Origin of the sequence: Nitrosomonas sp. Nm33, assembly GCF_900107265.1 — a bacterium.
GTDB lineage: Bacteria > Pseudomonadota > Gammaproteobacteria > Burkholderiales > Nitrosomonadaceae > Nitrosomonas.
The window spans coordinates 1-22,524 of record NZ_FNPJ01000053.1 but is presented as its reverse complement, the minus strand read 5'-3'; the positions used below and the strand labels follow the sequence as shown (position 1 = coordinate 22,524).

Annotated in this window: 17 protein-coding genes and 2 pseudogenes; 7 read left to right on the top strand and 12 right to left on the bottom strand. The window is 46.6% G+C overall.

Features of this window, described 5'->3' with window-relative positions; all coding sequences use genetic code 11:
• Positions 1 to 207: 207 nt before the first annotated feature.
• Positions 208 to 435: a transposase gene (locus BLV54_RS10865; protein WP_090571577.1), complete on the top strand. Its 228-nt coding sequence runs from the start codon at positions 208 to 210 to the stop codon at positions 433 to 435.
• 164 nt (positions 436 to 599) lie between these two features.
• Here the strand turns inward: BLV54_RS10865 and BLV54_RS10860 are convergent, their stop codons facing one another.
• On the bottom strand, positions 600 to 1,307 hold the full coding sequence (locus BLV54_RS10860; RefSeq protein WP_090571575.1) for an SAM-dependent methyltransferase: 708 nt from the start codon (positions 1,305 to 1,307) through the stop codon (positions 600 to 602).
• Positions 1,308 to 1,731: 424 nt separating this feature from the next.
• On the opposite strand from BLV54_RS10860, the gene BLV54_RS10855 reads away from it, so the two are divergent.
• From BLV54_RS10855 to BLV54_RS10840, 4 genes and pseudogenes are all read left to right on the top strand, one after another.
• Positions 1,732 to 2,691 carry a 2-hydroxyacid dehydrogenase gene (locus tag BLV54_RS10855; protein ID WP_090571573.1) on the top strand — a complete coding sequence of 320 codons (960 nt, stop codon included), beginning with the start codon at positions 1,732 to 1,734 and terminating at the stop codon, positions 2,689 to 2,691.
• Between the two features lie 70 nt (positions 2,692 to 2,761).
• The gene (locus BLV54_RS10850; protein ID WP_218132378.1) at positions 2,762 to 3,931 is read left to right on the top strand and encodes a DUF819 family protein; all 1,170 of its coding nucleotides are present in this window, start codon (positions 2,762 to 2,764) and stop codon (positions 3,929 to 3,931) included.
• Positions 3,932 to 4,410: 479 nt separating this feature from the next.
• A pseudogene (locus BLV54_RS10845) lies at positions 4,411 to 4,935 on the top strand (SagB/ThcOx family dehydrogenase); the annotation flags it as partial.
• 63 nt (positions 4,936 to 4,998) lie between these two features.
• On the top strand, positions 4,999 to 5,730 hold the full coding sequence (locus tag BLV54_RS10840) for a hypothetical protein (RefSeq protein ID WP_090571569.1): 732 nt from the start codon (positions 4,999 to 5,001) through the stop codon (positions 5,728 to 5,730).
• 68 nt (positions 5,731 to 5,798) lie between these two features.
• Here the strand turns inward: BLV54_RS10840 and BLV54_RS10835 are convergent, their stop codons facing one another.
• Together BLV54_RS10835 and BLV54_RS10830 are read right to left on the bottom strand one after the other, a co-directional pair.
• Positions 5,799 to 6,317, bottom strand: coding sequence for an endonuclease V (locus BLV54_RS10835; RefSeq protein WP_090571567.1), 519 nt, complete (start codon positions 6,315 to 6,317; stop codon positions 5,799 to 5,801).
• A 69-nt stretch (positions 6,318 to 6,386) separates the two neighbouring features.
• Positions 6,387 to 9,104 carry a cation-transporting P-type ATPase gene (locus BLV54_RS10830; protein WP_371113290.1) on the bottom strand — a complete coding sequence of 906 codons (2,718 nt, stop codon included), beginning with the start codon at positions 9,102 to 9,104 and terminating at the stop codon, positions 6,387 to 6,389.
• A gap of 184 nt (positions 9,105 to 9,288) precedes the next feature.
• Between BLV54_RS10830 and BLV54_RS10825 the strand changes: the two genes are divergently transcribed.
• Positions 9,289 to 9,813, top strand: a complete 525-nt coding sequence (locus BLV54_RS10825) for a protein tyrosine phosphatase family protein (protein WP_090571565.1) — start codon at positions 9,289 to 9,291, stop codon at positions 9,811 to 9,813.
• Positions 9,814 to 10,135: 322 nt separating this feature from the next.
• On the opposite strand, the gene BLV54_RS10820 is transcribed toward BLV54_RS10825, so the two are convergent.
• From BLV54_RS10820 to BLV54_RS10780, 7 genes are all read right to left on the bottom strand, one after another.
• Complete coding sequence (locus BLV54_RS10820) at positions 10,136 to 12,070, bottom strand: M10 family metallopeptidase C-terminal domain-containing protein (protein ID WP_090571563.1); 1,935 nt, start codon at positions 12,068 to 12,070, stop codon at positions 10,136 to 10,138.
• A gap of 803 nt (positions 12,071 to 12,873) precedes the next feature.
• Positions 12,874 to 15,426, bottom strand: coding sequence for a beta strand repeat-containing protein (locus BLV54_RS16490; protein ID WP_176969746.1), 2,553 nt, complete (start codon positions 15,424 to 15,426; stop codon positions 12,874 to 12,876).
• Positions 15,427 to 16,044: 618 nt separating this feature from the next.
• Positions 16,045 to 17,190, bottom strand: a complete 1,146-nt coding sequence (locus BLV54_RS10805; protein WP_090571561.1) for a calcium-binding protein — start codon at positions 17,188 to 17,190, stop codon at positions 16,045 to 16,047.
• The gene (locus tag BLV54_RS16915) at positions 17,175 to 18,476 is read right to left on the bottom strand and encodes a calcium-binding protein (RefSeq protein WP_090571559.1); all 1,302 of its coding nucleotides are present in this window, start codon (positions 18,474 to 18,476) and stop codon (positions 17,175 to 17,177) included. The genes BLV54_RS10805 and BLV54_RS16915 overlap by 16 nt, the downstream gene beginning before the upstream one ends.
• A gap of 26 nt (positions 18,477 to 18,502) precedes the next feature.
• Positions 18,503 to 19,345, bottom strand: coding sequence for a GNAT family N-acetyltransferase (locus BLV54_RS10795; RefSeq protein ID WP_090571557.1), 843 nt, complete (start codon positions 19,343 to 19,345; stop codon positions 18,503 to 18,505).
• A gap of 389 nt (positions 19,346 to 19,734) precedes the next feature.
• Positions 19,735 to 20,145, bottom strand: a complete 411-nt coding sequence (locus BLV54_RS10785; RefSeq protein ID WP_218132377.1) for a lipocalin-like domain-containing protein — start codon at positions 20,143 to 20,145, stop codon at positions 19,735 to 19,737.
• A 10-nt stretch (positions 20,146 to 20,155) separates the two neighbouring features.
• Positions 20,156 to 21,031, bottom strand: a complete 876-nt coding sequence (locus BLV54_RS10780; RefSeq protein WP_218132376.1) for a dioxygenase family protein — start codon at positions 21,029 to 21,031, stop codon at positions 20,156 to 20,158.
• 14 nt (positions 21,032 to 21,045) lie between these two features.
• Between BLV54_RS10780 and BLV54_RS15635 the strand changes: the two genes are divergently transcribed.
• Complete coding sequence (locus tag BLV54_RS15635) at positions 21,046 to 21,261, top strand: hypothetical protein (RefSeq protein WP_143032486.1); 216 nt, start codon at positions 21,046 to 21,048, stop codon at positions 21,259 to 21,261.
• Here BLV54_RS15635 and BLV54_RS10775 read toward each other — a convergent pair.
• Both BLV54_RS10775 and BLV54_RS10770 read right to left on the bottom strand, forming a co-directional pair.
• On the bottom strand, positions 21,248 to 21,955 hold the full coding sequence (locus BLV54_RS10775; RefSeq protein WP_090571551.1) for a hydrolase: 708 nt from the start codon (positions 21,953 to 21,955) through the stop codon (positions 21,248 to 21,250). The genes BLV54_RS15635 and BLV54_RS10775 overlap by 14 nt on opposite strands.
• A 30-nt stretch (positions 21,956 to 21,985) precedes the next feature.
• Positions 21,986 to 22,261: pseudogene (locus tag BLV54_RS10770) on the bottom strand (isochorismatase family protein); the annotation flags it as partial.
• Between the last annotated feature and the right edge of the window lie 263 nt (positions 22,262 to 22,524).

Below are 22,524 nucleotides of genomic sequence, written 5' to 3'. Positions count from 1 at the left end.
CGAGGGCAAAAAACACAATCAAGCAATTCGAGCTCTAGGCCGCCATTTGGTAAGGGTCATCTGGTCAATGACCAAGCAAGGGAGAAAATACGAAATTCGGTAAATAGATTACAAAAATCGCTTGAAAATTTAAATGGGATGTTCAGTCATTGTATATAATGCATTTATGATACGTAGCCCTAAATGAATATAGGGAGGAATGGTTTTATGGCACGTCCGATCAGACTGGAATTTTCGAATGGTTTATACCATGTCATGTCAAGGGGGAACGGTGGAGAAGCTATTTTTGATGAAGATGAGGATAAACAGCAGTTTCTTGATTTATTAGCAGAGCTGATAACACGCTATGAAATAATATACTATGCCTACTGCCTTATGGATAATCACTATCATCTTTTGCTAGAAACACCAAAGGCAAATCTATCTCAAATATAATGTTTATTACAGTACTGTTAGTCGGTTAATTCGTTCATTTTGCAAGATGCAATGACTAACACCTTTTCAGACACCTTTTCACGCAGGCGGCGGTCACGTGCACGGCATGGTTAGCCCGCTGTTGGCAACTTGCAATTGCTGCTTCTAATGATGCAAGGTCCTGTTCATGCCGATGTTCGGTGCGACAGCCACGCACCCCAAAACAGACTGGAGAAGAACCGAAGCGGGCGGTCAAACCCCGCGTTTTTGAGCAGTAATGCAACGGCCTCTTCCGAGTGGGGTGGATCGGCTCCCTGAAGAATCTTATCGAGTTTGCTCTTGATCTCCCCTGGAGATGCGCCGTTCATCCGCCACCGCTCACCCCACGCTGCAAGCAAAAGCGGCTGGCTGGCATAGGCATAATGATTACCGGCCAGTACGAAAGGGGCTTCTGGCTTCAGCCTAGCCGCGATGGAGCATAAAATCGCCTGCTTGGCATCGTCGCCCGGTAAATGATGGAGCACGCCAATCAGGGTCGCCGCATCGAACCGCTCTTCAAGGGAGAGGTCATCAACGTATCCTAGATGCATGTGGGTGCGATTGGTAAGACCATGTTCCCGCAGCTTGGCGATAGCAAGATCAAGCATCGGCTGTGAAGGGTCAACCGCTGTGAATTGCCAACCGGGTTCTAGCTTTCCTGCTGTGATAATCTCCTGCGCCGTTCCGCCCGCGCCCACGACTAATATTCTGGCAGCGGTGCCACTGCCTAGCGTCGCGGCCAGCATACAGGCGGAAAGTTCGTGGCAGGCCTCGTAGCCGGCGAGGGCAATGCGGCTTTGCTGCTCATACTCGCCAGCACGCGAGGAATCAAACTTTTTTGCAGAATCTGTCATGCTCCTTCTCTTTCTTAAATGGTCCTCATCCTGCGCTGTCAACAAGTTCGGGCTAACAAGTAATTATATAGTTTCGGTATATCTTCCATGCTTATGGAATTAACAGCAACAAAATTGTTACGTTCGTCTGATTAGCTAATTTGTATATCATCCTAAATGAACGTTATGCAGTTCTGCAGATCATGAAAGTATTGGCTGTCTCATATTATTTAGCTAGATTATCAGAGATTTATAGAGAGAAATTGATTGGATGATTCTGGCCGGAAGCAGCCATTTCAATGATACTAATTTGGTGAGGATGAAAGCAAATTATTCCATATTCTTATGATTTTTCTATTTTCTTAAGATATTTGACAATATGCCAGGCTTCCAATACATTTCAGTCGCAGAATGAATTATTCCTATCCTCATCAAAGGCAATCATATGCGCGCAGTTTTTCTTGATTTTGGTTCCGTTACACGTGGCGATATGGACTGTACGACGTTGGAGCGAGCTATCTCACCTTGGCGTTACTATGAAGATACTTCCACTGAACTGGTCATAGAGAGAATCAGGGATGCAGAAGTCGTTGTCATCAATAAAGCGCTGCTTGACCGGACGGCATTATCTTCTGCGAAACACCTGAAATTGGTCTGCATTGCTGCTACGGGTTATAACAATATCGATCTCGCAGCAGCGGCTGATTACAATATTCCAGTGTGTAATGTGCGGAACTATGCCACACCTTCTGTTGTGCAGCATGTTTTCATGCTAATACTCAATCTTTCGCGTCGTTTTGTGGAATATCAGCAACTGGTAAAGGATGGTGGCTGGCAAAGAAGTACTCATTTTTGCCCTCTTGATTTCGGTATAGAAGAGCTATTAGGCAAATCACTCGGGATAATCGGCTATGGTGCGTTGGGTCAAGCAGTGGCAGAAATAGCCAGGGCATTTGGGATGCGAGTGTTGATCGCCGATCATAAAGGCACTCCCCCCCGCCCTGGGCGGATAGCATTTGATGAAGTGATTAGTCAGGCAGATTTTATTACCTTGCACTGCCCGCTTTCAGACGAAACCCGCGACCTGATCAGTCGAAGAGAATTTGAGCTGATGAAGCCATCGGCCTATCTCATTAATACTGCGCGTGGTGGATTAGTAAATGAAGCCGATTTGCTAGAGAGCCTGTCCTCTGGTCGCATTGCCGGCGCAGCCACTGATGTTTTGCAAAAGGAACCACCTCTTGAGAGTAATTTATTATTGGAATACCCAAAGCCAAATTTGATTATCACACCGCATATTGCCTGGGCCAGCAGAGAATCCAGACAGCGTTTACTCAATCAGGTTGCGGATAATATTCAGAATTTTTTCCAGAACAAACCGTTTAATCAGATTAAATCAGATTAAGAATGCATTAATCTCACGCAATATGCATGAGTATTTCTAAGTATAAAGTCAACAGTATCCTGATGAGAGTATGCTTATTTCTTTGATTTCTGCTGATAATCATTTTGCAATCATGGCTGCGCTTTTTGCAATTGCTACTCTCGCCATACTCGCAGAAAGAACCCGCATCGGTGCACAACTAACCAGCGCCAATATCGCAATACTTGCTGCCATTATCGCAGCGAATGTCAATATCATTCCGCATGCAGCCCCCGCTTATGATTTTGTATTCGAATATTTTGTTCCTATGCTGCTCCCGCTCTTTTTGTTCAAGGCTGACCTCAGGCGGCTCTTCTTTGAAACCACGCGCATGACTATGGCGTTTTTGCTTGCGTGCATAGGAACCATCATCGGTACGATCGTAGCTATGCTGTTGCTTGATCTGTCCTCACTGGGCACAGGAGCGGCAATCGATGCTTCTTTGCGTGAACCCGCTATCGCCGGGCTGTTTACCTCCACTTACATCGGTGGTGCAGTAAATTATGCAGCCCTGGGAGAAATCACCAGGTTGCGTGAGGATGCTTCGTTTTTCTCGGCGGCCACGGCTACGGACAATTTGTTCAGCGCGTTGTACCTGGCCATGTTAGCAGTACTGCCAAGCTGGAGTTGGCTCGTACGACGCTACCTCCCCCGCAATCACGATTTGGCCACTCATAATTCGGAGCTGGGGCACCCTACTCCATTGACTTTGGCAATGTCACTAACGCTTGCGCTGCTGACTGTGGCAACTGGAGATGCACTGACTGCCTGGTTAAATACTCCAGACTGGCGCTACGCAATGATCACGCTGCTGGCTGTCATTATTGCCACCTTGTTTCCTAAGCAGATGGCACGACTGCATGGTGATTTTGAACTAGGCATACTCTTGTCGTTGATATTCTTCGCAGCCATCGCTGCAGGAGCCAACGTATTGGCCATGATCCAAATTGCACCGCTGTTGATTTTGGTGGTAGTTATTTTGTTGACCGTGCACGCGTTGATTACTTTTGGCTTCGGCAAATTGCTTGGATTTTCACTGCCAGAGCTGATCACGGCATCAAATGCGACGGTGCTCGGTGCAACCACTGCACCTGCCCTGGCCGCCGCCAAAGGGTGGCGTGATCTGATCACACCCGGCGTGCTGATAGGTGTTTTTGGTTATGCGCTAGGAACCTTTGCCGGTACTGCGATGTATCAGTTCTGGTCCTGGGTTACAAGTTGATTCGTACTTTCCGAGCAGAAAATGGCAATTCAAACCGATTAAGCAAAGTAGAAACAGGAATTAATAGAATACTCCTCCAGTCATATTTACTATTACTGTTAATTTGTTTTATAACCGGAGGCGTTATGGCACAACAAGGAGCGCAATAAAGTGAAACCATTGCCTTACCACAACCTGCTTTAACTCTAAATTCCTCAGTTGGAATTTAGAATGAAAATAGCTGTAATCTAATACTATCAACGGTTCACAGCCAAAAATGTTAACTGCTCCTCAGTTACAGCAAACAAGTTGAGAGCAAGGTGTGGCAACACTCTCAGCAGATTTTGATTATTTCACTAAAATCTCATCTGATTGGTAATGCCATGGATCTTTCAAAGAACCTTAATCAATAGGGTCCTTGAGCGATTTAGGAGTCTTCAACTGAGGAATTTAGGTTAACTGGTTCTACTTCTCTTGAACAGTTATTAGCAAATCGTCGTTCCATCTGTGAATATCCGACTACTACACTGCAGTTAACCGAAATCGGACAATTATTATGGGCGGCACAAGGTATTACTCACCCGCAAGGTTATCGTACTGCGCCATCGGCCGGTACCTTGTACCCCCTGCAGTTGTACCTGGTCGTTGGAACAGTGCAGGATCTCACTCCCGGTGTGTATGGTTATCATCCTGATCGGCATCATTTGGTATTGATACAAAGGAGCGATCGGCGCAATTTATTAGCGAGCGCTGCTTTCGGTCAGGACTGGCTGGCCAATGCGGCCGCCATCGTGGTATTTGCCGCAGATTATAATCGTACTACTCGAAAGTATGGGGAGAGCGGGAAACGTTATGTGCATATGAAAGCTGGACACGCGGGGCAGAACCTGTTCTTACAGGCAGGCGCGCTGGATTTGATCACAGTGATAGTTGGTGACTTTGATGATGAGGAGATTGCTAATGTATTGGGCTTACCAGTGCAGGAACAGTCGCTTATCCTGATGCCGATTGGCAGGAAACAGTAATTTTACTGATACCTGTCGTTGTTGCACTCAGCTTGAGTTCATACTTAATCCAAAAATATTGCCATGACAAGTCTTTCACTTATCGAAACAGAAGCCCAGGAGCTGGTCAAGCGATTACCCGAGTCGCGCTGCCGTGCCCTGCAGGTTGCGCTAGTCGAGCTTTGTGAAGCCCATTGGCACATCCTGCGTGGACCACAACCGACCACACGACTGGCGCAAACATTGTGGTCAACCACCCCACCGCTAGCAGATTTGCTTATCGATCTATATGCCACAGGTGATACACGATTGAATGATGTATTGCCACGTTATGATTTGGCAAGAGGCCTCGCGCTCCTTGTGTTGGCGGAAATCCAGCGCGGCGATGAATTTGGCATACATATCGCCCATGAACCGATGAAAGCATTCGAAACAGTGTCGCCCCCTGCCTCATGGCTAAATCGTATTACTTCATTGCTGCACGGAACACTCGACGCACATCCATTGCATCACCATGAGCGGCATGATGCGCTATGGAAAGCACTGGCCGTGATTGCTTCACACACCAAGCGCCTTGATTTACCTGCAGTGTTGCAGGTAATTTATTTACTCATAGAATCTCCGGCTCAACCTGCCGTAACTACCGATGCCGCATTGGAGAAACTGCGTCACGATGTAGAGGATGCTGGCATCCGCTTTCTGAAGATAGAAAATGACTCTATTTACTTTGAGCAACACCATCATATTCACAAACCCGTACGTACCAGGCAGTTGGGCGAATTATTGCTTGAAATCAGGCTGCAGTGGTTGAGATAAAAAGGAGCATACAACCAGATTACCAGTGAAACCCAAGCTCTGCGTTTAATAAGTAATCAGAGAGCATTTTATTGTGGCAGATACACTGATCCGTTTAAACGGCTTAATTGATCAACTTTTTTTAGCATAATTGGCATTCTATATATGCCATGCATGGAAAGAATGTGCAATTTTGCGGTGGAGAGTGCTTCACCAGCACTTGTAATATAGAGTGGTTGCTTGCTGGACCCTCTATATATCGCATATGCTTTGCTAATGCCAGCAAACGGTTTTTTTGCCACGCCAATAACCTTTACATTGCCACGCAATGCATCATACAAATGCTTACCCAACCCCGGTTTGGAACAACCATCTAAATAAACATAACCATCAATCACGATATACTCGGGTTTCAAATCATATTCGTGCAATAGTTTGAGAATGCCAGGGAGCTCCCGTTTATAAAACTGTCCAGGAACATAATCACCAACCTGTTCGATCTTAGTGACATAAATATTGTCTGGATCAGCATCAGCCCAGCTTTTAAAGGCAACTCCTGCAACTTGGCCGTTATGATTGTCGTAATGGACGTCTATAGCTAATATCAAAGTTGTCTATTGTCAAACAATGAATGGACTTTCATCGCATCGCCAAGATAAAAGCTGCTGATAAAAACATTACACCCGAGCAGTTCTATAACGACTAACCAAATACTTCTCAACCTCGATTACCAGAAAAAGCAGCACACCAAATGACACCACTTTAATCCAGGCAGCGGTATCCATCGCAGTCGTACCGAACAATTGTTGCATCAATGGGTTGTAAGTAAACAAAAGCTGAATCACTACCAGAATACCAATAGCAAGCAGCACATAGGGATTTCCCAGCAATCCTTGATAGGGTAATACTGGAGACAGCAGGTAACGGCAATTGAATAAATACCAGATCTCTCCCATCACCAAGGCATTGACTGCGATAGTTCGACATACTTCAATACTGCCACCTTGCGCTTGTTCCCATAAAAACAACCCAATCCCACCGCCAGTAAGAAACAGGGACACAAACACAATACGCCACATCATGAACCGTGACAGGATGGGTGCGCTGGGGTCACGAGGGGGACGCTGCATGATCCCTGGCTCAGCTTTCTCAAAAGCGAGTGACAATGAGAGCGTGATTGCAGTAACCATATTGACCCATAAAATCTGTACAGGAGAAATGGGCAGTGTTATTCCAAGTAGAATGGCAATAATCAGCATGCCAGCCTGACCGCCGCTGGTCGGCATAATATAGATAATCGTTTTTCTGATGTTATCGTAAACCGTACGGCCTTCCTTCACTGCATGCGTGATCGAGGCGAAATTATCATCAGCAATCACCATTTCAGATGCTTCCTTGGCTACTTCAGTGCCTTTCTTACCCATCGCTATACCGATATCCGCTCGTTTCAAGGCAGGTGCATCATTTACCCCATCACCGGTCATGGCAACGATCTCACCGTTAGCCTGCAATGCCTTCACCAATCTGAGCTTATGCTCTGGACTGGCGCGCGCAAAAACATCCGTTTTGCTAACTGCCTCGTGCAGTTGCGCGTCACTCATCTGATCCAGCTCAACCCCACTCAGCGCCATCTGACCATCCCCAATCCCAAGCTGCATCCCAATTGCCCGTGCGGTGGCGCTATGATCACCGGTAATCATTTTCACGCGTATTCCCGCTGATCGACATTGTTGCACAGCTTCAATCGCCTCCTCCCTCGGCGGATCGATAATGCCAACTACCCCAAGCAAGGTAAAATCAGCACGAACATGATCAAAATTCAGCGTCATCTGACCCTTTTCAGTAGCCTTGCCCGCAATGGCAAGTAGCCGTAGCCCTAGTGCAGCCGCTTCCTGCATTTTCGTGTGCCAGTAGCTACTATCTAGCGGACGATCTCCATCTGTGCTCCGCTCCTTTGTGCAAACAGCTAAAACTTCTTCAGGCGCCCCTTTGAGATAAATATAGCCATGCCCCGCATGATCATGATGCAAGGTGGCCATAAAGCGGTGCTCGGATTCAAAAGGAATAGCATCGGTACGCGGCAGCGATTCATGTTCGAATAATGGATCCAGCCCCGCTTTTAAGGCGAGCGTGATCAATGCACCCTCAGTTGGATCTCCTTCAATTGCCCAGTTGTTCTCGTGTTGACGTAATTGCGCATCATTACACAGCAGCCCTGCTCGAAAGAGTTCAAATATCTCTGCAAGCTCATTCATGAAAAACTCACTGTCTTGCATTCTAAATCCCCCAACAGGTGCATAACCTACTCCGCTCACTTCCAACTGATAATCAGCTGTGATAACGCGCAACACCGTCATCTCGTTACGCGTGAGCGTCCCTGTCTTGTCGGTGCAAATGACTGTTACTGCACCCAAAGTCTCCACTGCAGGCAAGCGGCGAATAATGGCATGCCGCTTGGCCATCATTTGTACTCCTAACGCCAGAGTAATAGTCATAATGGCAGGCAGCCCTTCTGGAATGGCGGCAACAGCAATACTGACAGCTGCCAGAAACATTTCGCCTAAATGATAATCACCCCGAAGCAGACCATAGATCAGCATGCAAACGGCTAAAACGATGATCACACCACTCAGCCAGTGTCCAAATACCGTCAACTGTCTAAGCAAGGGCGTTTCTATGGTATCAACGCGCTCCAGCAGGGTGCTGATTCGCCCTATTTCGGTATCATCACCTGTTGCTACTACAATACCTGTGCCTTGACCAAAGACAACCAAAGCACTCGAATAGGCCATGCACAAGCGATCGCCAATTGTTACCTGCGCTGGCACTGCTTCGACTGTTTTTTCTATAGCCTCGGATTCTCCGGTTAAGGCAGCTTCTTCTATACGCAAGTTTTTGACGCTGAATAAACGCAGATCAGCAGGTACTTTATAGCCCGATTGCAACAATACAATATCACCAGGAACCAATTCTTCTGCGGGGATTTGCCTATGTTTGCCATCACGCAAAACAATAGCATCCAGTGAGAGCATACGACGAATTGCGTTTAATGCTTTTTCTGCTTTACCTTCCTGGATGAAGCCAATCAAGGCATTGATGATCACCACTCCCACAATCACGGCCATATCGACCCAGTGATTTAACAACATGGTAATCACTGCTGAAGCCAACAGCACATAAATCAGCACATTGTGAAATTGCAGTAAGAAACGCATCCATGCGCTACGTTTTCGCGGTGGCTTCAGCCAGTTAGATCCATACTGCTTGAGCCGCTGCTCCGCTTCCATCTGCGTAAGACCATGACGGCTGGTTTGAAGGATTGCCATTGCTTCATCGGCTGTTCGGTTATGCCACGCAGTATCCAAATTACGCTGGGAAGTTGCCAATTGTTTCACCTCCTATTTCATTTCCAAATCAACAATGACACAAAGGCGAGCCGCAGACAGTATAAATAATACGGCTAAGGGAGCCGACTGACTAAGTCAGGTTTGATTTGGAAATGGAATTACAGTTAATTTATCCTTCAAATTGTGCTACCTTAAGTCATTACTTACTTTAGAACCACTAAACGAACTCAATATGAATTCGACACATTACATCATTATATTGTTGCTTATGTCATTCACAACCATTACCAGTGCAGCAAACCAAGTCCCATTTGGCAATCAGATTAAAGCAGTTACTAATTACAATCGTGCCACCACACAAATTGCTACGGGGGGTAAATTGAATGAGGGAGGCGTGCAGGAACTTGCCGCGCAAGGCTTCAAAACGATTATTGATTTACGTACCGAAGCTGAAGGCACACTTGAAGAAAAACAGGCTGTCGAAGCAGCTGGCATGCGTTATATCAACATCCCGGTAACCAGAGACGGTATTAACGATGAACAACTGGCCACTTTTACCAGCGTAATTGAACAAGCTGCCACGCCCGTGCTGCTTCACTGTGCACAAGGCAATCGCGTCGGCGCGATGTGGACAGCTTATCGCCTGAGCAAAGGAATAACACCAGACATTGCTTTTGAGGAAGGTCGTACCGCTGGCATGCAAGCTAATTTGGAAGAAAAAATTAAAGCATCCTGTCGTGCGAAGAATCTATGCTGAAGCTCGCTTGATCAAGTAGTCTTAGCAGGGTTTTCTACCTGATCAAGGAATTTATTGTCAACATAGCAGAATTCTGAAATCCTGGTCGGAAAACTTTGAAGACATTCATGTGATAAACGACCAGATCAATATCAAGTTCAAAGAATAGTTAAACTTTATTTGCAATTTATATAAACTCAGTGCCATCAACAATCCTTGATCTGATTCAAGCCAAAAGATTCTGATTTTAATTTGTGACTGGACACTGATTTTCAGAAGTTGTTTTATATAATTACCTGGAAATTTATTTGATTACCAATTTCCAGGTAATCAGCTCCTATGACTAAATCACCACTATGTCTGCATTAGTCATGCTCAACCCAACACCAACCGTGGCAATTTGTACCGCTATACCAACACCACTGCCATCCGCATCGTAGAGCAATGCACCGGTCGCATTGTTGTATATGATGTAATCATTCGCATCCGATGCGTGTGAGCCAATTCTAAACTGATTGGCAGCTAATACTCTGGTTGACGTTAATGAGGTAAATACATTTTTATCAAGCTGGATGGTGTCATCAACTACACTGAAATCGGTTATCTTATCAATATGACCTGCGGTGGTGAACTTGAAGATATCCTTACCTGATCCGCCTGTCAGAGTATTGGTGCCAGTACCACTATTGAGCTTGTCGTTACCTCTTCCACCATTGAGCGTATCGTTGCCTCCTCCACCATTAAGCGTGTCATTACCAGCGCCTCCATTCAACTGATTAGCCGCTGAATTGCCCGTCAATACGTTAGCCAGACCATTACCCGTGCCGTTTATGGCCGATGTACCTGTCAGCGTAAGATTCTCAACATTGGCGGCTAATGTGTAGGTCACGCTACTGCTGATTTTGTCGCTGCCTTCAGCGGTATTTTCAATAATGATATCCGTCGTATTATCAACAATATAACTGTCATTGCCGAGCCCGCCACTCATGGTGTCGACACCAGCACCACCATTGAGCCTGTCATTACCAGCGCCTCCAACCAAGTTATTGGCATTCTTATCCCCTGTCAGAGTATCGTTGAAGGCACTGCCCATAACACCTTCAATTCCATTGAGCGTATCGTTGCCAGCACCGCCAGAGGAAGCGCCAGTAGCAAGATTTACTGTTACCGATGAAGTTGCATCATCGTAATAAGCCCTGTCAAAACCTTTTCCACCTATCAATTCATCATTGCCCAAGCCACCTTTCAGAGTATCGTCACCAACGCCAGCATCCAAGACGTTATCAGCACTATTGCCGATCAGCGTATCGTTGCCACTACCACCAATTGCATTTTCTATAACAACGTTAAAAGCGATTCCAAGATCATTGGCACCATTGAACCACGAAGAACCAGGTGCAGAGAATGAAATAGTGGAATAACTTCCACCATTAAGGTCAATGATATTACTTAAACTAAAGTTACTGACATCGATTGTGTCATTTCCTCCTGCATCCCATATGGTTTTATAGAATGGATTATTTGGGGAGAAAGTGTAAGTATCATTTCCACTGTGGTAACTGGTGTTGGCTCCATAAAGATACTGAATGGCGTAGATGTCATAAGCCATTGGCGTTTCTCGCCCCACAAAAACTGGTATGTTTTTGACACTATCCCAATACCAGTTATTTGTCGTATCGTTATACGACATGATCGTATAATTTCTAAAATCCAAATAAGAAGGCAAGTACGGTGCAGGGCTACCTCCATAATTGCCAGGGTGTTTTAACCCTAAGCCATGACCGATTTCATGCATCAGAGCCTCATAGTGATATGTACCGGCAGACCAGTCCATATCACTTGCGTAAGTTGGATTCACCCAGACATCCGCCGCAGCTGCCCAGTAATTATTTGGATAACCAGCCCAACCCCAGGCGTTGGAAGGTAAAGCAGAAGAAAATGCAAAGCGAAAATCACCCACATCTGAGTCTGTTTCAGAAACTTCCTGAAAGCTTAGATTGGCTACATTAGCCCATTCTTGAAGCGCATTTCTTGCTGCGACTATTTGTGTATTATTAAAACCAAAATGATAAGCGGCTAATTGTTCATTATTACTACTATAATTCGATTGCCAATAAGCCATTTGGCTGTTGGTCCATGGAAAGCTGAAAGATAAATTTGCACCCGTGCCGAGCACCCCTCCCCATTTCTGATAAGCCTCATTAAGTAGCGGATCTATATTGAGATCACCGCTAAGATTGAAAATGCTGGTTGATGCAGAAATATTTGGATTTGTCATAGATTACAGAGTATTGATGCCAATTTAATCTATTTGAGATTCAACCCCAGCAGCAACCTGGGGAGATACTTTGTTTTCCGTACCCAGCAAAAAAATAAAACGTGATGAAAGCATAGATTGGAGGACTCTTTCTTTGATTCAACTTACTGAGAAAACATCTTTAGATTCTATTTTTATGGAAGCTCAATTGAATCATAAGAAGCAATGAAATCATTGTCACTTAAACCTAAAATAGCCCGTGCCCAATTTAAGTAAATGATTTCCTATATTATGCAAATATAATATCGGGATGTAAACAGCGGAGTAAAAATGCACCATTGAAGCGCATTAATTTTTAATCATGGGATAAAAGTATGTCAATGTCTGAAAGCTGATGCATTCAGCATCAAATGAAAAGCGATGAGGATGTATTCAGTGGAATTGATATCATTCTATCAGAGATTACCAGTCTCAATTATATTTGAGCGATGATGCGGTCGAACTGGTTATGCCAGACTCCAGGAATATTACGCAAATTGAAGATGCATAATTCATTATGTGATACACATCATCCATGCGAAATGCATCCAATTGGATATATAACCAAATTAGAAGATTTTGGTATCTATTCTTACATCTTAGCTACAAATTGAGATGACGTTCAGATTTGAAGTGCTTACTTCTAACTAAAATCTATATTAAAGAAGGGCGCATCCCATATCAAACCCTGGCTTTGCCGTGGGTTTTTGATTTAAATTACGTTTATAAAAAAAACAGGGATGCACCCTCTGGCCGTTAATTTCTAGCTGACTCGATTCTCTGGTTTAAATCACCACAATATCAGCATTGGTCATGGTTAACCCAACGCCAATCTTAGCAATTTGTACCGCTATACCAGCGCCACTGCCATCAGCATCGTATAGCAACGCACCGGTCGCGTTGTTGTAAACGATGAAATCATTTGCATCCAATGCTTGGGAACCAATTGTAAACTGATCGGCAGCCAATACTCCGGTGGTCGTTAATGAGGTAAATACCGCATTTTCTAGCTTAATGGTGTCATCAACTACAGTGAAATCAGTGATCGTATCAATATGACCTGCGGTGGCGAATTTGAAAGTATCTTTACCTGATCCGCCCGTTAGCGTATTGGTGCCAGTATTGCCATTGAGGGTGTCGTTTCCAGCTCCGCCCTTGAGCGTGTCATTACCTCCTCCACCATTGAACGTATCATTGCCTGCGCCACCATTCAGCTGATTAGCCGCTGAATTGCCCGTCAATATGTTAGCCAGACCATTACCCGTGCCGTTTATGGCCGAGGTACCTGTCAGAGTGAGATTCTCCACATTGGCAGATAGTGTGTAGGTTACGCTGCTGCTGACTTTGTCGATACCTTCTCCAGAATTTTCAATAATGGTATCAGCTGCATTATCAACAACATAACTGTCATTGCCGAGTCCGCCGCTCATGGTATCAGCTCCAGCACCGCCATCGAGCGTGTCATTACCTGCACCGCCATTCAATTGGTTAGCTGCTGAATTTCCTGTCAATATGTTAGCCAGATCATTGCCGGTACCATTGATGGCTGATGTACCTCTCAGGGTGAGATTCTCCACATTGGCAGCTAGCGTGTAGGTTACGTTGCTGCTGACTTTGTCGGTGCCTTCACCGGGATTTTCAGTGACAACGTCACCCGTATTATCAACAGTATAACTGTCATTGCCGAGTCCGCCGCTCATGGCATCGGCTCCAGCACCGCCATTGAGCGTGTCATTGCCTGCGCCGCCATCAAGTGAGTCATTGCCGCTGCCACCCTTCAGCACATCCTGACCTTCCATACCCAGCAAGTTAACCGGTGACATCATGGTTGTGGACACCATAAGGTGATCAGACGCAGCGCCGCCCTCCAAATTGAGACTACCCACTTGATTGCCATGCGCATCATAGCGTTGGGCCTCGATAAAATCATCACTGGTGACGAAAAGAGCTCCCCCAGGTGCGGACTTCCAGCTCACCACAAAGCCACCATCCGCCAGCGCCGTGATGGCGGGATCATGTTGATAATAGACTACATCATTATTAACCTTGAATTCGCCGCCCTGCACTGTGCCATCCGCGTTATAGCGCTGAGCATATATCCGAGAATTACTCTCCCAGCTCACCACAAAGCCACCATCTGCCAGCACCGCGATAGCGGGATCAGTTTGATCAAAGCTTACATCAGTATTAACCTTAAATTCGCCGCCCTGCGCTGTGCCATCTGCGATATAGCGCTGAGCATATATCCCGAAACCACTGCCATCCTGACCGTTGGACTCCCAGCTCACCACAAAGCCGCCATCTGCGAGCGCCGTGATGGCGGGATCAGTTTGATCATTGGTTACATAAGTATTAACCTTGAATTCGCCACCCTGCGTTGTGCCATCCGCGTTATAGCGCTGAGCATATATCCCGAAACCACTGCCATCCTGACCGCTGGACACCCAGCTCACCACAAAGCCGCCATCCGCTAGCGCCGTGATGGCGGGATTAGATTGATCATTGGTTACATAAGTATTAACCTGGAACTCGCCGCCCTGCGTTGTGCCATCCACGTTATAGCGCTGAGCATAGATACCCACGCCACTACCATCCTGACCGTTGGACACCCAGCTCACCACAAAGCCGCCATCGGTGAGCGCCGTGATGGTGGGTGCAAATTGATCATTTGCTACCGTAGAATTAACCTGGAATTCGGTTCCCTGTGCTGTGCCATCCGCGTTATAGCGCTGGGCATAGATACCCCCGCCGCTACCATCCTGACCATAGGACACCCAGTTCACCACAAAACCGCCATCCGCTAGCGCCGTAATGGTGGGTGCAAATTGATCATTTGCTACCGTAGAATTAACCTGGAATTCGGTTCCCTGCGCTGTGCCATCCGCGTTATAGCGCTGGGCATATACACTACTTATGATGTTGTCAAATTCGTCAAATCCGGACCACACCCAACTCACAATAAAACCACCATCTGATAGTGCCGTAATAGCGGGAGAAGATAGGGAATTGCCTATACCAGAACTATCTATTACGGTATTAACACCGAAATTACTAACAGTAGAAGAAGTTTTGACATCCCCATCCGCAAACCTGGCAATCTGAATGGTGGAGAGTGTATCTGTGCCGTCATCGCCGTCGGCCGAGTTGATGTCTTTCACCAGGATTCGACCATTTGAGTCGGTCGAAAATTCATAACCAGACATATTACCGGAGAATATTGCTATGTTATTGCCCGTACCGCCAATCAACGTATCGTTACCTGCTCTGCCCGTCAGCGTGTCATCACCCGAAGTTCCGGTTAGCGTATCATTGCCATTAGTGCCAATGTATAGTGTCATAAAATCTCCAGTAAGTTAGTGGTATTTCTAAAATATTTCGATGTATATTTCGCATGAGCAGGCGTTCTGATAAGCGTATTATTACCGCATTCTCAAGGAAATTATTTTCAACCAGCCCATTCTCATAACAAGCCAGTCACATACGTGCCTTTGGATCAGCAGGTGCTGCCAGCATAATCCTTCCTGGATAAAAAAGGATGATTGAAGAAACACGCTAAACCCTGCAAGATAAAATCGCGCATAAATTTATAATTTCTTCCGAAGTTGCTTATCCACCAGGAGAATCCAGTAAAGCAGATCTGATTTTGCAGACACCCTTGCTGAAAGGGGCTCATCAAGTCTTGACATGATCGAATTTACTCTGAGGTTTGATTTTTATAATACCGTGTAGGGTAAGTAGTAATGTTTCCGTCTCCAATTTCTAGCGAAACCTGAATAAGTAGCCGAGCAGGATGAGGTGCAAGGCAAGAGAAGGGTGTAGAAAACAAAGAAATGCGTATAGCGAGTCTGGGTGTAGCCATATATCAGACAATCGCGAGCTCACGAACACCACCTAATACAGCAACTCATTGCGTAGGTATTTATTCAGAATTTCCCTAGATAACGATCTTCTCTCGTCTAAATCACCACAATATCCGCATTGGTCATAGCCAACCCAACACCAATCGTAGCAATTTGCACCGCAGCACCAGCACCACTACCATCTGCATCGTAGAGCAATGCACCGGTCGTATTGTTGTAGACAATGAAATCATTCGCATCCACCGCCTGTGTACCAATTCTGAACTGATCGACAGCTAATACTCCGGTTGTCGTTAATGAAGTAAATACAGCATTCTCAAGCTGGATGGTGTCATCAACTACAGTGAAATCAGTTATCTTATCAATATGACCAGCGGTGGTGAATTTAAAGATATCTTTACCTAACCCGCCTGTCAGAGTATTGGTGCCAGTACCGCCATTGAGCACGTCGTTACCTCCCCCACCATTGAGCTTGTCATTACCTCCTCCACCATTAAGCGTGTCATTACCAGTGCCTCCATTCAACTGATTAGCCGCTGAATTGCCCGTCAATACGTTAGCCAGACCATTACCCGTACCATTAATGGCCGATGTACCTGTCAGCGTGAGATTCTCAACATTGGCCGATAATGTGTAGGTCACTTTGCTATTGATCTGGTCTGTACCCTGATTGAGAAACTCAGTAATAATGTCATCTGCATTGTCAACAACATAAGTATCGTTACCCAACCCACCCCTTAGGGTATCTGCACCGCCACCCCCATTGAGCGTGTCGTTACCAGCACCTCCAATCAGATCATTGGCATCCACATCACCTGTCAGAGTATCGTTGTAGCTACTACCAAGAATGCCTTCGATTCCTTTGAGCGTATCGTTGCCAGCACCGCCAGATGAAGTACCAGTAGCAAGATTTACCATCACAGCGGAAGATGCATCATCGTAATAAGCCCAGTCAAAAGCCCAGTCAAAGCTTTTGCCTCCCCCTCCCCCTTCTTCCCCACCTATCAATACATCGTTGCCCAACCCGCCTTTCAGAACATCATCGCCATAGCCGCCATCCAGGGTATTGTCTTTATTATCACCTGTCAGAGTATCATTGTAGTTACTACCAATAACGCCTTCGATTCCATTAAGCGCATCGTTGCCGGCACCGCCAGAAGAAGTACCGGCAGCGAGATTTACCGTTACTGAGGAAAATGCATCATCGTAATAAGCCCAGTCAAAACCTACACCACCTTGCAATATATCGTTGCCCCCCCCCCTTTCAGGCTTGCACCAGCAGGACCACTTATCAGTGTATCGTTATAGCTACTGCCAACAATGCCTTCAATGCCATTAAGCGTATCGTTGCCGGCACCACCAGAAGAAGTGCCGGCAGCAAGATCGACCGTCACGGCTGAAGATGCGCTATCGTAATTAGCCCAATCAAAACCATTCCCGCCTTGCAATACATCGTTACCCCACTCACCTCTCAGAGTATCGTCACCATCACCACCATTTACAGTATCATCACCATCACCACCATTCAGTTCATTGTTGCTATTGTCACCTATCAGCGTATCGTTGTAGCCACTAGCCGTGATACCTTCAATTCCAGTGAGCGTATCGTTGCCAGCACCACCAGAAGCAGTGCCAGTAGCAAGATTTACCGTCACAGATGAAATTGCATCCCAGTAAGTAGCCCTGTCAAAACCTGTACCGCCTTGCAATACATCATCTCCCTGCCCACCTGTCAGATTATCATCGTCCTCACCACCATCCAGATGGTCATTTCCATCACCACCGTTTAGCGAATCATAACCGAGGCCACCTACCAGCCAATCATTACCTTTTCCGCCATCCAGGGTATTGTAATTACCATCGCCCGTCAGCGTGTCGTTGTAGGCACTACCTGTAATGTTTTCAATTCCACTGAGCGTATCGTTGCCAGCACCGCCAGAAGAAGTGCCAGTAACAAGATTTACCGTTACAGATGAGGTTGCATCATCGTAATAAGCCCAACTCCAACCATAACCATCGCCTTGCAATATGTCGTTGCCCAACCCACCTCGCAGATTGGGGCCATAAAGAGTGTCGTTGTAACTACTACCAATAACGCCTTCAATTCCATTCAGCGTATCGTTGCCAGCGCCGCCAGAGGAAGTGCCAGCCGCAAGATTGACCGTTACAGATGAAGTTGCATCATCGTAATAAGCCCAATCAAAACCTACACCGCCTTGCAATATATCGTTACCCAACCCACCTCTCAGAGCAGCACCATTGTCTCCGCTAATTAGAGTGTCGTTATAGTTGCTGCCAATAATGCCTTCAATGCCAATGAGCGTATCGTTGCCATCGCCGCCAGAGGAAGTGCCACTCGCAAGATATACCGTCACCGCGGAAGGTGCGTCAACGTAGCTTGCCCAATCAAAAGCTTTTCCTCCCCCACCTACCAATACGTCATCGCCTAGTAGACCTCTTAGTTCATCATCAACATCGTCTAAACCAGTCAGTGTATCGTTGCCGTTTGTGCCAATATAAAGAGCCATAAAATCCTCATCAGGTTAAAGGTGTTTCAAAAATGTTTTAATGTAATATTTCGCCCAAGCAGGCGTTGCGATAAGCGTGCTACCATTCCGTTCTCACGGAAATTGTTTTCAATCATTCCATTTTCATAACAATCCAGCCATAGACGCGACTTTGGATCACGCAGGTGTTGCCGACGCAATCCTTCCCGGATAAATCCAATGGATTCGGTACTTCTTTGGGAGTGAAGATTGTTGGCAATCACTATTGAGATTAATTTATGCAGTCCAATTTGATTGAATGCAAAATCAAAAATGAGCAGTGTGGCGATCACTGCGGCAGCTTGTTTACGATCTTCTTTATCTGGAATACCAACAAGTAATTCAGCACGGCGATGGGCAATCTGGATATCAACCAGACTTGCAAGCCCAATAGATTTCAGGCTAGTGTTCGAAGCATTTTGAGGTAGACTTTTACGCTCTTCTTTTTTGATAATCCAATGTTTCGTCTTGAATTGAGCAACTGAGAATTCACTATTTTTCAGTGCAAAAAGAATTGATTCAGTACTTTGAGGTTTACGACCCATCGGTAGAAACTGATCCATAAATTCAGCATTGGCATAACATTGCTGAAAAAATGAGAGATCACTTTCTTTGGGACTTACAAGATGGACTCTGCTTCCTGCAAGAGGTAAGTTCCATCGCTGGTCCACAATAAATAATCTATCCAACAAAAATGGGTGATTCGGGAAATTCACCAAACCCTGTAAGATAAAATCGCGTGCAAGCTGGTAATTTCTTTTCCTGAATTGCTCATCCACTAGAGAAAGCCAGTAAGACAGATTTGATTTTGCAGACGCTTCTACAGAATTTGGCTCATCCAGTTTTGGCATGAACAGATTTAGTTTGAGGTTTGATTTTTATTATGATTATGCATTCTACATAAAGCTATATACTCAGTCAAAATCGCAACTGTGTAGTGGGCTTGCATCAACAAGCTTTACAAGGTTTACGTATACCGGGAACACATCATTATTTACCAGATGTCATGCTTTTACACACCTATCAGGATTTGCAGGAAGTCTTTGACTGCACCCAAACTAGTGGTATACGACTGTTTCTGGCAGATTATTATTTAGTAATGGACGATTATTACTGGAGGAAAAAGCCTTTATCCCCGAGAGGTATTGATTCATGTGGCGAAAGCAGCAGAGCTGATCGAAGCAACTGGTGAACTCGTGCTTTGAAACCGAAACCCTCTCATCTTTGTTCCCGAGCAAAGCTATTCATCTTTGCTTTGTTTGCTGACCCGCTGCCACAGAATTTCGCGATGGGTCCCATCCGTCGGCGTGAGCGACAGGCGGTCCCCATCGAATCGGTACGCTCTTTCAAGGACCTCCGGGTGATCCCCCGAAAAAAGCTGGCCTTCAACGAAATGGCGGACTACGCGCTTTTCGGTGTCAATCTCATAGCGGCCGAAGTAGGCCAAGTAATCGCGCTTGAGGCGTGCCAGGTTTTCAGCTGCACCTCTGGATTTCCGGCTGATCTGCACCGCCATGATGCCGGTGTCGCTGTAGTAGATGTACCCCACAGCGTCTTCCCCGTAAGGATATTCTGTTTCTCCCGCCGAATTGACACGGATGGAGTGAACCAGTCGCCAAGTGCCGATAATACGCTGCGCGATATCTTCCATGCTGGTTCTCCTAGATGGGAATTGGGGCTCTTGGCATGGTTGACACACCCCGCTTGAGCGGAAAATCATAGCTCAGCCAGAAGTGGTCCCCTTCTTCCCTGAAATTGCCGACCATGTTTGCGCTTGCTGTAAAAACGGCATCGTCTTCGATGATCGGATCGCCTTTGACAAAGATCTGGGTGACAAGTGTCTCATAGCCAGGAGCTGATACGATGAAGTGGATGTGTGCCGGCCGATTCGGTGGTCGTTTGGCTACGCGCAAGAGTTCGCCGACAGGGCCGTCCGTCGGAACGGGATAGGCAGTCGGCATCAGCGCGATTAGCTCGAAAGTTCCGTTTTTGTCCGTTCTGAAACGGCCGCGCAGGTTATAATCCGGCTGCTGCTCATCTTGGTTCTCATACAGCCCATTAGTCGCGGCTTGCCAGATATCGAGAATCGCTCCTTCGATAGGAGTTTTATCTCGAAAGTCGAATACCCGTCCCGAGATCCGGGCGCGCGTACCTGGTGTATCCTCGCTGGCAATGGAAGCGCCGCGCTCACGGAAAGGCGCATTGGCGCGAAAGAAGGGTCCCACCAGCGCAAATCCCACGGGTTGCCCCGGTTCCTCATGATTGAGCATTTCGATCAGTTGGCTCACGCCGAGGACGTCGGCCAACAGTAGGAACTCGTTTCGTTCAGGGCCGGTTTTCTCTGCCATCCTTGCCATGAAATCCCAAGTAAACTCCCATTCCTCGTCGTTCACCCTCATCTCCTGGGCACAGGCGTGCAGGTGTTTGATCAGGCTCGAGACGATCGACTTGAGCCGCGGATTCTCGATACGAGAATAAGCTTGTAGCACTCTTTCAGTGAGCGCTTGGCTCGTGCTGTTATTCATACTGTCATCCATAAATTCACTCCTCATTGTCTGAATCCTACGGCACCTATTTTCCTGGTGTGCCGAGGGGGTGTCATCAAAAAGCCAGGAATATCAGCGGCGTGCAAGGCTGCGCCATCGAGAAACGTGCAGTAACGGCGGTACACCGTTCGTCGCAATTTTGGCATTATGAAGGATGGTGTCGGCGGTCATGTGAAACTCCTGCATCAGTTGATTGGGATATTCCTATTACTTGTGAGTAGGCGCGGTGGCCGGAATGATGTACTCGGGGAACCGCGTTGCCGGGGCACCGTGCACCATGGTGTAGGCGTATTCAACACCCATCCCATACGCTCCACAATGATTTTTGACGATGTCCATGATTGCGTCATAGGTGCCGCGGCTAGCCCAGTCACGCTGCCACTCAAGCATCACAGACAGCGAAGTGACCGGCTTGGCGCCTGCCTGGATCACTCGCTTCATCGCATTCTCATGGGCAAGCTGACTGACATCACCGCAGCAGTCTTCGACGACATAGACCTCGAAGCCGTCGTGCATGGCTTGTATCGTTGGAAGCGCAACGCAGGTTTCGGTCCACAGGCCGGCCAATACAATCTTTTTCCGACCCGTTTTCTCGATTGCGGCAACGAAGTTTTTGTCATCCCAAGAGTTCATGGAAGAGCGCTCGATCGGCACCCGATCAGGGAAAACAGCCTGGATCTGCGGCCAAAAATTGCCGCTAAAACTTTTGGTTTCAACCGTGGAGAGGACAACAGGGACGTCAAACACCTTAACGGCTTTTGCGAGCGCAAGGTTATTATTGATGATCGACTGGCGGTCAAAATTAGTAACACCAAATAGCATTTGGGGTTGGAGATCGATCAGCGTGACGACGCAATTATCGGGGGTCAGCAACCCTTTTTCGCTGAGCTTTGGCCGATCAGTGGTTTTAGACATGGTTTCCTCCTTATTTGAACGAAGTTAACAAATAATGCTGAAGGCGTCCGTCACGACGCACATATCCGTGACGATCCCTACGATGAGGAGTTGCTTGCAGCCCGTCGCCTTCACCATTTTGGTGAAATCTTCGCTATCCTACGCGTTGATCTGATCTGGCCGGGGGATATACGGCGCTTCGGGAAATAGCGCTTTCAATTCCGGGATCAGCGGGCCATTTGGACCTTCCTCAAAACTGGTGGTGAGGATCGTTGGAAGCTTTCGAGAATTAAAATAGTAAATTTTAGACAAAGAGATGATGGTCAGGTTCTTCTCGTCAGAACCGAGGCAGCTTCTAGGTGCACCACTCCGCTCTGGGATAAATGCATGAGAAAATCGCTTCCCTTGATCAGCTTTTCCTCGTTCACGGCAACAAGGCCGAAAAGGTGTCTACCATTGAATTTGTGGATGACACCCATTATTAAGAAGCGTAGCATAACTTATTGATGGGGGTGTGGCTCAAGGTGTCCGTTGTGGATAATTCCGACTAACTCGGCACTGAAATGCCGCCCCTGTCGTCCGCATCATCC

Coding starts and splice junctions, on each gene's coding strand:
- BLV54_RS10860 (WP_090571575.1), bottom strand. CDS start 1,307: ATGACAGATTCTGCAAAAAAGTTTGATTCCTCGCGTGCTGGCGAGTAT.
- BLV54_RS10775 (WP_090571551.1), bottom strand. CDS start 21,955: ATGTCTAAAACCACTGATCGGCCAAAGCTCAGCGAAAAAGGGTTGCTG.
- BLV54_RS10820 (WP_090571563.1), bottom strand. CDS start 12,070: ATGACAAATCCAAATATTTCTGCATCAACCAGCATTTTCAATCTTAGC.
- BLV54_RS10855 (WP_090571573.1), top strand. CDS start 1,732: ATGCGCGCAGTTTTTCTTGATTTTGGTTCCGTTACACGTGGCGATATG.
- BLV54_RS10825 (WP_090571565.1), top strand. CDS start 9,289: ATGAATTCGACACATTACATCATTATATTGTTGCTTATGTCATTCACA.
- BLV54_RS10785 (WP_218132377.1), bottom strand. CDS start 20,145: ATGGAAGATATCGCGCAGCGTATTATCGGCACTTGGCGACTGGTTCAC.
- BLV54_RS10850 (WP_218132378.1), top strand. CDS start 2,762: ATGCTTATTTCTTTGATTTCTGCTGATAATCATTTTGCAATCATGGCT.
- BLV54_RS10780 (WP_218132376.1), bottom strand. CDS start 21,031: ATGGATGACAGTATGAATAACAGCACGAGCCAAGCGCTCACTGAAAGA.
- BLV54_RS10795 (WP_090571557.1), bottom strand. CDS start 19,345: ATGCCAAAACTGGATGAGCCAAATTCTGTAGAAGCGTCTGCAAAATCA.
- BLV54_RS10865 (WP_090571577.1), top strand. CDS start 208: ATGGCACGTCCGATCAGACTGGAATTTTCGAATGGTTTATACCATGTC.
- BLV54_RS10840 (WP_090571569.1), top strand. CDS start 4,999: ATGACAAGTCTTTCACTTATCGAAACAGAAGCCCAGGAGCTGGTCAAG.
- BLV54_RS16915 (WP_090571559.1), bottom strand. CDS start 18,476: ATGGCTCTTTATATTGGCACAAACGGCAACGATACACTGACTGGTTTA.
- BLV54_RS16490 (WP_176969746.1), bottom strand. CDS start 15,426: ATGACACTATACATTGGCACTAATGGCAATGATACGCTAACCGGAACT.